The organism is Pseudomonas sp. Rh2, assembly GCF_040762985.1.
GTDB classification, from domain to species: domain Bacteria; phylum Pseudomonadota; class Gammaproteobacteria; order Pseudomonadales; family Pseudomonadaceae; genus Aquipseudomonas; species Aquipseudomonas taiwanensis.
The window spans coordinates 460063-472455 of record NZ_CP142890.1; the positions used below are offsets into that span (position 1 = coordinate 460063).

13 protein-coding genes are annotated in these 12393 nt (G+C 60.3%); 6 read left to right on the top strand and 7 right to left on the bottom strand.

Annotated features, from left to right (window positions below; translation table 11 throughout):
• Positions 1-320 precede the first annotated feature (320 nt).
• Positions 321-806, top strand: coding sequence for an acyl-CoA thioesterase (locus tag VXM67_RS02105; RefSeq protein WP_023383088.1), 486 nt, complete (start codon positions 321-323; stop codon positions 804-806).
• Here VXM67_RS02105 and pdxY read toward each other — a convergent pair.
• Positions 803-1675 (bottom strand): pyridoxal kinase PdxY, encoded by an 873-nt coding sequence (gene pdxY / locus VXM67_RS02110; protein WP_023383089.1) that lies wholly within the window; start codon positions 1673-1675, stop codon positions 803-805. The genes VXM67_RS02105 and pdxY overlap by 4 nt on opposite strands.
• Before the next feature lie 120 nt (positions 1676-1795).
• Between pdxY and VXM67_RS02115 the strand changes: the two genes are divergently transcribed.
• Complete coding sequence (locus VXM67_RS02115) at positions 1796-2188, top strand: DUF3301 domain-containing protein (protein ID WP_023383090.1); 393 nt, start codon at positions 1796-1798, stop codon at positions 2186-2188.
• Here the strand turns inward: VXM67_RS02115 and VXM67_RS02120 are convergent, their stop codons facing one another.
• From VXM67_RS02120 to zigA, 3 genes are read right to left on the bottom strand one after another with little or no spacing between them, the layout of a single operon-like run.
• Positions 2189-3160, bottom strand: a complete 972-nt coding sequence (locus VXM67_RS02120; RefSeq protein ID WP_104881055.1) for a GTP-binding protein — start codon at positions 3158-3160, stop codon at positions 2189-2191.
• A 40-nt stretch (positions 3161-3200) separates the two neighbouring features.
• Positions 3201-3827, bottom strand: coding sequence for a DUF1826 domain-containing protein (locus tag VXM67_RS02125; protein WP_023383092.1), 627 nt, complete (start codon positions 3825-3827; stop codon positions 3201-3203).
• Positions 3824-5032: a zinc metallochaperone GTPase ZigA gene (gene zigA, locus VXM67_RS02130; protein WP_023383093.1), complete on the bottom strand. Its 1209-nt coding sequence runs from the start codon at positions 5030-5032 to the stop codon at positions 3824-3826. Before zigA ends, VXM67_RS02125 begins: the two co-directional genes overlap by 4 nt.
• A gap of 112 nt (positions 5033-5144) precedes the next feature.
• Here zigA and VXM67_RS02135 point away from each other — a divergent pair, with 112 nt between their 5' ends.
• Entirely contained in the window at positions 5145-5525 is a 381-nt protein-coding gene (locus VXM67_RS02135; RefSeq protein ID WP_104881054.1) for a glutamine synthetase, read from the top strand.
• 23 nt (positions 5526-5548) lie between these two features.
• The gene (folE2, locus tag VXM67_RS02140) at positions 5549-6436 is read left to right on the top strand and encodes a GTP cyclohydrolase FolE2 (protein WP_023383095.1); all 888 of its coding nucleotides are present in this window, start codon (positions 5549-5551) and stop codon (positions 6434-6436) included.
• Positions 6437-6440: 4 nt separating this feature from the next.
• On the opposite strand, the gene VXM67_RS02145 is transcribed toward folE2, so the two are convergent.
• Complete coding sequence (locus VXM67_RS02145; RefSeq protein WP_023383096.1) at positions 6441-6968, bottom strand: DUF3617 domain-containing protein; 528 nt, start codon at positions 6966-6968, stop codon at positions 6441-6443.
• A gap of 131 nt (positions 6969-7099) precedes the next feature.
• Here VXM67_RS02145 and cls point away from each other — a divergent pair, with 131 nt between their 5' ends.
• Positions 7100-8539, top strand: a complete 1440-nt coding sequence (gene cls, locus VXM67_RS02150) for a cardiolipin synthase (protein ID WP_023383097.1) — start codon at positions 7100-7102, stop codon at positions 8537-8539.
• A gap of 5 nt (positions 8540-8544) precedes the next feature.
• Here the strand turns inward: cls and cfaB are convergent, their stop codons facing one another.
• Positions 8545-9729 (bottom strand): C17 cyclopropane fatty acid synthase CfaB, encoded by a 1185-nt coding sequence (gene cfaB, locus VXM67_RS02155; RefSeq protein WP_023383098.1) that lies wholly within the window; start codon positions 9727-9729, stop codon positions 8545-8547.
• Between the two features lie 207 nt (positions 9730-9936).
• On the opposite strand from cfaB, the gene lpdA reads away from it, so the two are divergent.
• Positions 9937-11337: a dihydrolipoyl dehydrogenase gene (lpdA, locus tag VXM67_RS02160; RefSeq protein ID WP_023383099.1), complete on the top strand. Its 1401-nt coding sequence runs from the start codon at positions 9937-9939 to the stop codon at positions 11335-11337.
• Between the two features lie 91 nt (positions 11338-11428).
• Here the strand turns inward: lpdA and VXM67_RS02165 are convergent, their stop codons facing one another.
• On the bottom strand, positions 11429-12364 hold the full coding sequence (locus VXM67_RS02165; protein WP_023383100.1) for a MurR/RpiR family transcriptional regulator: 936 nt from the start codon (positions 12362-12364) through the stop codon (positions 11429-11431).
• Between the last annotated feature and the right edge of the window lie 29 nt (positions 12365-12393).

Genomic DNA, 12393 nt, shown 5'->3' on the forward strand with positions numbered 1-12393 from the left:
CGCGATTCTCCTTTTTCTCGATGCCAAGGCAGACCGCTCCTCTGCCAAAGCAGCCCCGAGCGAGCAGCAAGTACATACTGTATTGAATGCTGGAAAGCCCATGTTGCAGGGGCGTACTCAGGTTAACATCGCACCTCGCCGCAAATTGCCGGTGCAATATGCAGAAACAGATCGGCTACTTAACCGCCGCCGATGGCGTGATCGGCGTGACGATGGAGCGTCAGCCAACGTCCCGTATCAGGATGGCAAACACCAAGAGGGGAACCGACGTGTCTGTAGATACCCACCCCGCTTCAGCGCAACCTCACCGTGAGCACTCTATGGAACCTGGAAACGCCCAGCTGACTATGACCGTTTTGATGACGCCGGACATGGCCAACTTCTCCGGCAACGTACATGGCGGCACCCTGCTCAAGTATCTCGATGAAGTGGCTTACGCCTGCGCCAGCCGATATGCCGGCAGCTACGTGGTGACGCTGTCGGTGGACCAGGTGATATTCCGTGAGCCGGTACACGTCGGCGAACTGGTGACCTTCCTGGCTTCGGTCAACTACACCGGCAATACCTCGATGGAGGTGGGCATCAAGGTGGTGACCGAGAACATCCGCGAACGCTCCGTTCGCCACTCAAACAGCTGCTTCTTCACCATGGTGGCTGTCGATGACAATCGCCGCCCGGTCCAGGTACCACCGCGTCAGCCACAAACCAGCGAAGAGAAGCGGCGCTTCCTGCAAGGCCAGCAGCGCCGCCAGATCCGCCAGGAACTGGAAAAGCGCTACCAGGACCTGAAGACCGACTCGATCTAGAACGCCAGGCGTTGCGCCTCGAAGCGCACACGCGGATGGGCGATGCGATCATGGGCCCTCACCAGCTGCAATTCGTAGCTGGTGCAGGCTTGGGTTTCCAGCAATACCTCGTGCACCGCCGCCGCAGTGAACTCGAAGGCCTGCTGCCAGCTGTCCCCCAGCAGCACACGCGCCAGGAACAGCCCCGAGGTAAGGTCACCGACACCCACCGGCTGGCGCGGGAAGGCCAGCAGCGGCCGCTTCAGATGCCAGCTCGCCTGCTCGGTAACCAGCAGCATCTCGAACGAATCTGGCGCCCGATCGGGGTAGGACACGTGCTTGACCAGCACCACCTGCGGGCCACGCTTGAGCAGGCTGCGCGCCATGGCCACGCAATCGGCCAGCGACTCTGCGCGCCGGCCGCAGAAGCTGTCCAGCTCCAGCTGATTCGGACATAGAATGTCAGCCTTCGCGACGGCCTCTTCGAGCAGGAACTCGCTCACCTCGACCGGGACGATACAGCCCTTCTCCGCATGGCCCATGACCGGGTCGCACAGGTACAAGGCATTCGGGTTCACCGCCTTGATACGCTCCACCCCCGCCAGAATCGCCCGCCCTTGCTCCGCACTGCCCAGGTAGCCGGAAAGCACGGCGTCACAGTTGCCTAGCTCCCCGATGTTGCTAATGCCTTCCACCAACGCAGGAATTTGCGCTGGAGCAAGCACTTCTCCTGCCCACTGGCCATACTGAGTGTGATTGGAAAACTGCACGGTATTGAGCGGCCAGACGTTGACCCCGATACGCTGCATGGGAAACACCGCAGCACTGTTTCCGGCATGGCCAAACACCACATGGGACTGGATTGCGAGCAGGTGCGGGGTACGTTTCATGCGGGAGATTTCCAAAGCTGTTTCAAGGATTGTGCGCAGCGCAGTATGAACTCGATTGCCACCTGTACGACAGGCCAGGGACGCAGTTAAGCTGGTTCGACCTGTTTGGAGCATATGCAAATGTTGACCCTTGAGAATCTTCTCGTCCTGATGCTGGTGGCCACGGCAGGCGCTTGGTTGTGGCACAACCATGGGCTGCGCGAAAAAGCCTTGGAACGGGTCAAGCAGCATTGCGCCAAGCTCGACCTTGAGCTGCTCGACGACGCCGTCGCCCTCAAGCGCATCGCCTTTGTCCGCGATGCCAATGGGCGCAAGCGCTTGGCGCGGGTATACGCCTTCGAGTTCACTGTCACAGGCGAGCAACGTCACCCAGGCACCGTAACGCAATTCGGTGCCCACAGTATGCAGATCGAATTGGCGCCTTACCCGTTCGAGATCAAGACCCCGCCTCGCGGCGACAACGTGATCGAGATGCAGCAGTGGCGCCAGGAGCACAACCGCTGGCGCAATTGATCAATCGATCCGGCAGTCAGCCAGCGCGTCCTGCAGGACTTGCTGGGGCTGGGCTTGGTCGAAGATCAATTCGATACGGGTGTCCCTGCGCCAATCGCTGGGCTGCCAATCAGGCGCCCTGCCATGGACACCGTTGAACGATTTCCAGCCCTGCGCACTGTGGATAACACCCTTGGCGCGACGCCAAGGCCAGGACTCAAGAAGACCGCGCAGTCGCTGCTGATCGAAACACTGGCTGGGGTGCCAGCGCCAACCGATGCTCCAACTCTCCTCTCCCGCGTGGACAAGGCACATTGGGATTCGTGGGTCTGTCCACAGGGGCTGAGGTGGAGCCGGCGCATTACCCACAGCCAGTGCTTCTACCGAACCTCGACCGGCCGTCCCTGTGGACGAAACCGGAAGTCGGGCCAAGGGCAATGCGCCAAAGTCCGTCCAGTAGCCTTCCTGGCCGGCCAAGGCGGCAGTTATCAACAGCCGTTTCTGTTCATCCACAGCAGCGGCCTTATTGAAAACCACCAAACCCGATGCCTGTAACGCCTGTGCTTGAGCATCTGCCAGAGGCTCGCCGCGCGCCAGCGCTTCTGCGTCCACCACCATCAACAGCGGCTGGACAGCCAGGACCCCAGTCCACGGCGCTTGCCCAAGCTGCTTCAACAGCTGCACAGGGTGACCCAGCCCCGAGGGTTCGATGAACAGGCGGTCGGGCCGAGCTTTGCGCAGCAGCCGGCCCAATCCTACCTGAAACGGCATGCCATTGACGCAGCACAGGCAGCCTCCTGCCACCTCGCCGATGGCAATGCCATCGTCATCGCGGTGCAGCAGGGCGGCATCCAGTCCTATTTGCCCAAACTCGTTGACCAGTACCGCCCAACGCTCATTGAGTGGGCGCTGGGCCAGCAACTGGCGAACCAGACTGGTCTTGCCAGCGCCCAAGGGACCGGCGATGACATGGGTGGGAATATTCTGCAGCATGCGATGAGTTCAAGGCGGGTGTGTCACCCACTATGCCCCGTCACGCCAACCAGTCAAGACTGAGCAGCAAACGCCGCTCGTTACTCGACGGCGAACGATGGACCAATCCGGCACCTTCGTTACCCAACCATTTCTCACCTTTGAGAATGGCAACTTCGCCCGCTTGCAGGCGCTGTATCTTATCCACAGGCTCGTGCGCCAGCGACAGGCCGTCGCGGGCTATAGACCCCTCGGGTAACCACTCGCTACCGGGGCCGGCGTAGGTCGTGAGCAAGCGCAAAGGCACATGATCAACATGAAAGCGGGGACACATGGCCCCCTCCAGTACGCGCACACGCAGGCCGACACGGCGCGCACCGACAAGGCAGGTAAACGCAGAGACCAGCCAGTAGACATCGGCGACGAACCCTTCGTAACCATGCAGATCAGCCGCCTCGGGCAATAGAGGGCTCAGTTGGAGCGGGCGATCTTCATTCACCTCCAGCACACGCGCATCCGCCAGCAATTGGCCTTGACCGAGCAGCAAGCTGGCAAAGTCCTGCACCTGGACCGGCAGTCGACGTTGCCACACGGCCAGGTTGACGCCATCGAGCAGAATGTCGGACAGGCTGCGCGGTGATTCACCTGCGACCTGACGGATATCCACAGCCCTGAGCGCGGGCGTCATGCCGCCGCCTCCTCATGCCAGGGACCAAAAGGATCAGGCAACCGCAGCCAAGCCATTGCGCCAAGCGCCATCTCCTGGTCGGTCAACAGGCATGCATCGAGCTCTGTGGATAACCTCTCGAAGTCGATGTTCTGCCCGATGAATACAAGCTCCTGCCGGCAATCTCCGCATTCTTCGGTCCACAGCTTAAGAATGGCGGCGATGTTCTCCTCGTCCTGAGGCCATTGCTCCTTCGGCACGAACCGCCACCAACGCCCCGCCAACCCATGGCGCATCATGCCGCCAGCCTGCGACCAACTGCCGGCCTCCTGAAACTTGCTAGCAAGCCAGAAGAACCCCTTGGAGCGCAGTAAACGACCATTGCTCCAAGGGCTGTGGATAAAATCAAAGAAGCGTTGTGGATGCAGGGGTCGACGGGCCTGCCAGGTGCTCGCGGCGATGCCGTATTCCTCAGTCTCTGGCACGTGCTCGCCCCGCAGCTCACGTAACCAGCCCGGCGACTGTGCAGCTTGGTCGAAGTCGAACAGACCCGTGTCCAGGATGCGCGCCAGCGGCACCTGCCCCATGACCATCGGCACGATCTGCGCCCGAGCGTTCAGGCTGCGCAAGATGGCCGTTAGCTCTTCTCGCTCGTGCTGGCTGATGAGGTCGATCTTGCTCAGCAACAGCACATCGGCAAATTCCACCTGCTCGATCAGCAGGTCGCTGATCGAGCGTTCATCCTCCTCGCCCAGTGTCTCACCACGGCTGGCCAAGCTTTCGGCCGCCTGGTAGTCACGCATGAAGTTCAGGCCATCGACGACGGTAACCATGGTGTCCAGGCGCGCCATGTCAGACAGACTGCGCCCTTGCTCGTCGCGGAAAGTGAAAGTTTCCGCCACGGGCAAGGGTTCGGAAATCCCCGTGGACTCGATCAGCAGGTAATCGAAACGCTTCTCCTGCGCCAACCGGGCAACTTCCTCCAGCAGATCTTCCCGTAGCGTGCAGCAGATGCAGCCGTTGCTCATCTCCACCAGTTTTTCTTCAGCGCGGTTAAGGCTGACGTTGCGCTGCACTTCACTGGCGTCGATGTTGATTTCGCTCATGTCGTTGACGATCACCGCCACACGCAGGTTGTCGCGGTTACGCAGGACATGGTTGAGCAACGTGCTCTTGCCCGCTCCAAGGAAGCCGGACAACACGGTAACGGGTAAGCGATTGGACATGGTGAAACCTCATCAGGCAGACGCATTCGAAACGATGCATTGCATAATGTTATAAAGTAACAATACAATTTCGCCAAGCCGTTCTCGTCGGACGTGTTGCCCGGAGCTGTAAATGAACCTGTCGCGCGCGGTGGCACTGCTGCTGCTTTTCACGCCTTTGCCACTGTTCGCCATGCCCAAGGTCGGCAACCTGGCGCTGTGCACACGCAGCGCCACGCTGCTGGCCTGCCAAGATGGCAAAGGCAATTACTACAGCGTGCGCAGCGAACGGGGCACGCTTTACCTGCGGGGTTATGACAGCGCCAGCCGCCGCTTGTGGGCACAGACCAATAGCCGCTTCGGCGCGATGACCTTTTTCACTGGTCTGGCCAGCGACGGCGAAGCTTGGGTCGGCTACAGCCACCGCGTCGGCTGGACCACGCTCAATCGTGTATCGAGCTCCAGCGGAGCCCGGTTCAACCTGCATTGCAGCCTGATCGGCGGTTGCCGCTGACAATACTTCCCTTGGATATTCACATGACCAGCCTCACGCTTCCCGATATCGCCGCACAAACCCAACAGCACGCAACCCCGCTGGACTGGGTTGGCATGTGTGGGATCGCCGTGCCTATTCAGTTCGAGACACGCAGCGTGGCTGCACTGGCCGACGCAGGGGTGAACCTGAGCGACGGAGCATCGCGCGGTATTCACATGTCGCGGCTGTACCTTTCGTTGGAAGCATTGGAGCGGCAACCACTCACTCCACTCGCCATTCGGCGATGCCTGGCGGAGTTTCTGGCCAGCCACGCGGAGCTGTCATCCGGTGCATACCTGCGCCTACGTTTCGATCATCTGCTGAAACGGCCAGCCTTGGTCAGCCCGTTGGCGGGTTGGAAAAGTTACGCCATCACCGTGGACGCTAGGATGGAACACGAAATGTTCCACGTGGAACTATCGGTGCGTGTGCCCTATTCGTCGACCTGCCCCTGCTCGGCGGCCTTGGCCAGACAATTGATTCAACAGCAGTTTCAGGCAGATTTTGCCGGGCAACCGATCAATCATGAAGCCGTATTGCAGTGGCTGGGCAGCACCCAGGGAATCGTCGCGACACCCCATAGCCAACGCAGCCTGGCACTGGTGGGCGTACGATTGCAGGATAACTTGGACCGTTTACCCGTGACCGAACTGATCGATAGCATCGAATCGAGCCTGGGCACGCCGGTGCAGACGGCGGTCAAGCGCGCCGATGAACAAGCCTTCGCACTGGCCAACGGACAGAACCTGATGTTCTGTGAGGACGCCGCACGACGCGTTCATCAGACGCTGCGGCAATTGAGTTGGAGCACTGCTTTCACCTTGCGCGTGGAACATGCGGAAAGTCTGCATGCCCACGACGCGGTCGCCACGAGCCAGTGGCAATGGTGAACCATCAGCTTCGTGGTTTGACGGTACCGCAATCATTTCCCAGCCAGACCGCTTTGGTATTCATGCTGCCCTGCTGCTGAACCCCGGAGGCATTGAAGGTCCCGCTGACCTGCGTGTGAAACTCCCGATCGCTGAGGAAAGTCGCTTGCCCGCTGCCTTGGGCGCGAGGGCAACTGAACTGGAACTTCCAGACATTACCCGTGCGGTCGGTGATCTTCTGCGTGCATCCGGACTGAGGATCCTGCAGGGGGATGTCGTTGGTCTTGACCTGCTCCGGCGTGAGGCACGAACGCACGCCCTTGCCCCCTACCGTCACACCTTGTTTGGCCAACACCCCCTCCATCATCGCCCGCTGCTCCGGTGGAAGATTTTTCAGTTGGCCGAGCATGAATTCCATGTCGGGCAGCGGTTTACCATCGACCTGCATGTTGCTGGTGGTCAGTTCCCACAGGCCTGGTTGCAACATCTGCGCATGCACCACGGGGCTACTCAGGCCCACGGCCAAGACCAACAGTGGCAGACGAATCTTCATGGACGAACGCTCCTAGAGAAAACCGGTCAACGGGCCGGACTGAGCCTTAGACGCTAAAACCGCACGCAGGTTGCAAGCCACACCCTGAACGTGTTCTGTTAGCCGAAGTGTATTCGGCAAGCAGGATGCGTATGGATTACCACAGCCCCTACTTCTTCGGTTACGTGCTTGGTGTGATTCACCTGATCGGGATTTTCGCCGCCCTCCATGCGGTGTTCACCGTGCGCACTGCCCAAGGCGCAATCGCCTGGGCGATGTCACTCTTCTTCATTCCCTACTTCACGTTGATCCCCTACCTGGTGTTCGGCGCCCGCTCCTTCTACGCCTACATCCACGCCCGACGCCAGGCCAACCAGGAAATGCACGTGGCCATGGCTAACCTCAACTGGCGGCCCTGGGTCGAGGAAGCCCTCACGGCCAGAGAGTCGGAAAGCTACGCCGCCCTGCGTGCCATGCCCAAACTTGGGCGCATGCCTTGCCTGGCTAACAACCAGGTGAAGTTGCTGGTCAATGGCAGGGCGACCTTCGATGCCATTTTCGCTGCCATCGCCGACGCCAAAGAAGCAGTGTTGGTGCAGTTCTTCATCATCCACGATGACGTCATCGGCCAGGAGCTTCAGCAGCTGTTGTTACGCAAAGCTGCCGAGGGGGTGAGGGTCTTCGTGCTTTACGATCGGGTTGGTAGCCATGCGCTGCCAGCAAGCTACAGCCAAGTGCTGCGTGAGGGCGGCGTGCAGATCCATGCGTTCGCCACCCGCCGCGGCTGGTTCAATCGTTTCCAGGTCAACTTCCGCAATCACCGCAAGATAGTCGTAGTGGATGGCCTGCTGGGCTTCATCGGTGGCCACAATGTGGGTGATGAGTACCTGGGCGGGCATCCTCGATTGTCACCGTGGCGCGACACCCATGTGCAAGTCAGCGGGCCTGTCTTGGCCTGCCTTCAGGAGTCGTTCGCCGAAGACTGGTACTGGGCCACGCGCCAGCTACCGCCGCTGATCCTGCCAGATGCGTACCCAGAGAACGGCGTACTCTGCCAGGCCTTGGCCAGTGGCCCGGCAGACTCTCAGGAAACCTGCTCGCTGTTCTTCATCGAAGCGATCCATTCCGCGACCCGGCGAGTCTGGATAACCAGCCCCTACTTCATCCCCGACGAAGCCGTGTTCGCGGCCTTGCGTCTGGCAGTGCTACGGGGCGTGGATGTGAGGATTTTGATTCCGTCGCGCCCAGACCACAGGATCGTCTACGCCGCCTCCAGTCTGTTCGCCTTCGAAGCGGTACGCGCAGGCGTGCGCATGTTCCGGTACCTGCCGGGCTTTCTGCACCAGAAGGTGGTACTGGTGGATGATGAGGTCAGCGCTATCGGTAGCGCGAACCTGGATAACCGTTCGTTTCGCCTGAACTTCGAGATCACCCTGCTGACCATCGACCGCACGTTCGCCGACCAGGTCGAAGCGATGTTGTCCCATGACTTCGAGCATGCCAGGGAGATCACCGCAGAAGACAGCCGCGACACGCATCGCCTGCAACAACTTGGGATGCGTATCGCCCGGCTGATCTCACCGATTCTCTGAATGGCTCAGCGGTACAGGTCCTCCCGAGTCCAGGGCAGGTCATGGTGTCCATCGGCATACGGCTTCACCGCCAGTATCTGGTGCAGGTTGATCCAGCCCTTCTGGAAGGCATAGGCACAACCGGCCAGGTACAGGCGCCAGATGCGCAGGGTCTTTTCGGGCACCAGGCCTGCGGCCCTGTGCAACTGGTTCTCCAGGTTTTCGCTCCAGTGGTTGAGGGTCTTGGCGTAATGCAGACGCAGGCTCTCGACATCCACCACCTCAAGGCCGGTCTCGCAGATGCTGGCACTGATCATCGACAGGTGCGGCAGCTCACCATGGGGGAACACGTAGCGGTCGATGAACTCCCCGGCGCCACGCCCGACCGGTCGACCATCCACGTGCTTGGCAGTGATCCCATGGTTCATGACCAAGCCGCCTTCACGCACAGCCCCGTACAGCTTCTGGCAGTACAAGGCGAGGTTGGCGTGACCTACGTGTTCGAACATGCCGACGCTGACCACCTTGTTGAAACGACCGTCCTGGGGCAAGTCGCGGTAGTCGAGGATCTGCAAGTCGACCTTGCCGGCCAGCCCCTCCTCCTTGACGCGCTGACGGCCAAGTTTGAGCTGCTCTTTACTCAGCGTGATACCGAACACTTTCGCACCGTACTCACGCGCGGCGAAACGTGACAGCCCACCCCAACCACAACCGACATCCAGCAGATAGTCACCGGCCTGCAACCGCAGCTTGCGGCACAGGTGGTCGAACTTGTCTTGCTGGGCTTGGGCAAGTGTATTGTCGGGCTCTCTGAAATAGGCACAGGAGTACGCCATGTCCGGATCGAGCCACAGCTGATAGAACTCGTTGGAGAGGTCGTAATGGTAGGAAATGGCTTCGGCGTCGGTTGCCTTGTCATGGGCAATGCGCTGCGGCGAGGTTTCATCCTCATCCGTGAGCAGGGCTTCACTGAGCTCATCGCAAACCCGAATGACCTCCCCGATATTGCCCTCGAGCTCCAGCTTGCCTTCAACGAACGCCTCACCCAGTTCACCCAGGCTAGGATGATTCAATTGGGCAATGAGCTGAGGTTCCTTGATCAGGATGGTGACTTGCGGGCTGGGCCCCAGATCGAACTGGTTACCGTCCCACAACTTCAGACGCAAAGGTAAGTGCAGGCTTTGCAAGGCTGGTGGAAGTTGCGCAAGCATCGATGACCCTCCCCTTCATGTAACGGACGTGCCCCCTGAAAATTGGGACGCCACCGCAACAGGGTAGTTCATTGAAACAAAGTTTCCGCTTATCACGACCATCGTCTAGAACCAACAGCAATGAAAACGACGCAGATTGTATACAATTCAAGGCACTACGACTAACCTTGTGCCCCTCTCGCGCTTCTTCATCCTGGAGTAGAACCCATGAAATCCTATGACGTGGTGATCATCGGCGGCGGCCCCGGTGGCTATAACGCAGCAATTCGCGCAGGTCAGCTGGGCATGAGCGTTGCTTGTGTGGAAGGCCGCCCGACCTTGGGCGGTACGTGCCTGAACGTCGGCTGCATGCCGTCCAAGGCGCTACTACATGCCTCCGAACTGTACGAAGCCGCCAGCGGGGCCGAATTTGCGCACCTTGGCATCGAGGTGAAGCCCACCCTCAATCTCGCCCAGATGATGAAGCAGAAGGACGAGAGCGTGACCGGCCTGACCAAGGGCATCGAGTACCTGTTCCGCAAGAACAAGGTCGACTGGGTCAAAGGCTGGGGTCGCCTGGATGGCGTCGGCAAGGTAGTGGTCAAGGCAGAGGATGGCAGCGAAACCACGCTGCAAGCCAAGGACATCGTCATCGCCACTGGTTCCGAGCCCACCCCGCTACCAGGTGTGACAATCGATAACCAGCGCATCATCGACTCCACCGGTGCCCTCGCCCTGCCCCAGGTGCCCAAGCACCTGGTGGTGATCGGCGCCGGTGTGATTGGCCTGGAACTCGGTTCGGTGTGGCGTCGCCTGGGCGCCCAGGTCACTGTCATCGAATACCTTGACCGCATTTGCCCTGGCACCGACGAAGAAACCGCCAAGACCCTGCAAAAAGCCCTGGCCAAGCAAGGCATGGCCTTCAAGTTGGGCAGCAAGGTCACTCAGGCAAACGCCTCGGCCGATGGCGTCAGCCTTACCCTCGAACCCGCCGCAGGGGGCGCCGCCGAAACCCTGCAAGCCGATTACGTACTGGTGGCCATCGGTCGCCGTCCTTATACCAAGGGCCTTAACCTGGAAAGCGTGGGCCTGGAAACTGACAAGCGCGGCATGCTCGACAATCAGCATCACCGCACTTCGGTGCCAGGCATCTGGGTCATCGGCGACGTCACCTCCGGCCCGATGCTGGCGCACAAAGCCGAAGACGAAGCGGTGGCCTGCATCGAGCGCATTGCAGGCAAGCCCCATGAGGTCAACTACAACCTGATCCCCGGCGTGATCTACACCCGGCCGGAACTGGCCAGCGTGGGCAAGACCGAGGAGCAGCTAAAGGCCGAAGGCCGTGCCTACAAGGTAGGCAAGTTCCCCTTCACCGCCAACAGCCGCGCCAAGATCAACCACGAGACCGAAGGCTTCGCCAAGGTCATCGCCGACGCCAATACCGATGAAGTGCTGGGCGTGCATCTGGTCGGCCCGAGCGTCAGCGAGATGATCGGTGAGTTCTGCGTGGCCATGGAGTTCTCCGCCTCGGCCGAGGACATCGCCCTCACCTGCCACCCACACCCGACCCGGTCCGAGGCGTTGCGCCAGGCCGCGATGAACGTCGATGGGATGGCGATGCAGATTTGACCCCAGGGTACGGTGCCAGACGGTGGTAGGCCACCGTTTGGCGCCTGCCCAAGCAGACGCTCAGCTCGTGGAATCAGCTCGGCCGTCGGGTCTAAACGGATTTCACTCGGCGCTTGATCGGTTTGCGCAACGGCTTATCGTTGCTCGGCATGTGCAGGTAGGACATCACGCTTTCGGTCAGCTCTGAAGCCAACTGCACCGCTTCTGTGTTGCGGGCCATCACACCCGCCACCAATGCCTCTATCAGCGCCAGTACGCTGCCGTTGGAACTGATCAGCACAGGGTGGTCCGCTGGGGCAAAGAGCGCATGGTCGGCGATATTGGTCAGCGGTGAAGCGGGCGAGTCGGTTATCGCCAGGACCGTTGCCCCGCGTTCGCGTGCAAAGCGCGACAGCTGCAGCGTATCGAGCGAGTAGCGCGGCAGGGAAATCGACAGCAATACATCCTGTTCGGTGATAGCCGCCAGGCGATAAGCGGCGTTTTCATTGCCCCCCTCCATACTCACCGCCGTGGCATCGGCACAGAACGGTACCAGGTTCGCTGCCGCCAAGCCTGCCATGTACGCACTGTTGCCAAAGCCCAGGATGAAAATCTTGCGTGCCTGGGTCAGGCAACGGATGAAAATTTCGAAGGTATCGGCGGAATTGTTGGCGCCAGCGGTGTCGAGATTGCTGGCGGCGATCTGTATTTGCTCATGCAGGCCGAAGGCCCCGTCCGGGCGATGCGCAAGCTCATTACGCAGCTTGTCCACTGGCGACACCATCTGCTGCAGTGTGGCTACCAGTTCGGCCTTCAGACCGGTATACCCGCCCATGTCTATCGCTTTGGCCAGGCGGTTGACCGCGGCTGGCGAAGTGGCGGTTTCAACTGCCATCTCCTCGATGGTCAGGGTCGCAGCCTTCAGCGGATGACGCAGGATGAAGTCGGCCACCTTACGCAGCGAGGGTTGCAGATGGGGTGCAGCCTCCGCCAGCTTGCGCATCACCGGGGCAGCGTAGACGGTTACATGCTTGGTAGATGTCGGCATGGATGGGCTTTCAGCACGTTTGAATGAAT

Bases quoted from the DNA above. Each gene is read 5' to 3' on its own strand.
- cls (WP_023383097.1), top strand. From the start codon at position 7,100: ATGGATTACCACAGCCCCTACTTCTTCGGTTACGTGCTTGGTGTGATT.
- pdxY (WP_023383089.1), bottom strand. From the start codon at position 1,675: ATGAAACGTACCCCGCACCTGCTCGCAATCCAGTCCCATGTGGTGTTT.
- zigA (WP_023383093.1), bottom strand. From the start codon at position 5,032: ATGTCCAATCGCTTACCCGTTACCGTGTTGTCCGGCTTCCTTGGAGCG.
- VXM67_RS02105 (WP_023383088.1), top strand. From the start codon at position 321: ATGGAACCTGGAAACGCCCAGCTGACTATGACCGTTTTGATGACGCCG.
- VXM67_RS02125 (WP_023383092.1), bottom strand. From the start codon at position 3,827: ATGACGCCCGCGCTCAGGGCTGTGGATATCCGTCAGGTCGCAGGTGAA.
- folE2 (WP_023383095.1), top strand. From the start codon at position 5,549: ATGACCAGCCTCACGCTTCCCGATATCGCCGCACAAACCCAACAGCAC.
- VXM67_RS02145 (WP_023383096.1), bottom strand. From the start codon at position 6,968: ATGAAGATTCGTCTGCCACTGTTGGTCTTGGCCGTGGGCCTGAGTAGC.
- VXM67_RS02115 (WP_023383090.1), top strand. From the start codon at position 1,796: ATGTTGACCCTTGAGAATCTTCTCGTCCTGATGCTGGTGGCCACGGCA.
- cfaB (WP_023383098.1), bottom strand. From the start codon at position 9,729: ATGCTTGCGCAACTTCCACCAGCCTTGCAAAGCCTGCACTTACCTTTG.
- VXM67_RS02120 (WP_104881055.1), bottom strand. From the start codon at position 3,160: ATGCTGCAGAATATTCCCACCCATGTCATCGCCGGTCCCTTGGGCGCT.
- VXM67_RS02165 (WP_023383100.1), bottom strand. From the start codon at position 12,364: ATGCCGACATCTACCAAGCATGTAACCGTCTACGCTGCCCCGGTGATG.
- lpdA (WP_023383099.1), top strand. From the start codon at position 9,937: ATGAAATCCTATGACGTGGTGATCATCGGCGGCGGCCCCGGTGGCTAT.
- VXM67_RS02135 (WP_104881054.1), top strand. From the start codon at position 5,145: ATGAACCTGTCGCGCGCGGTGGCACTGCTGCTGCTTTTCACGCCTTTG.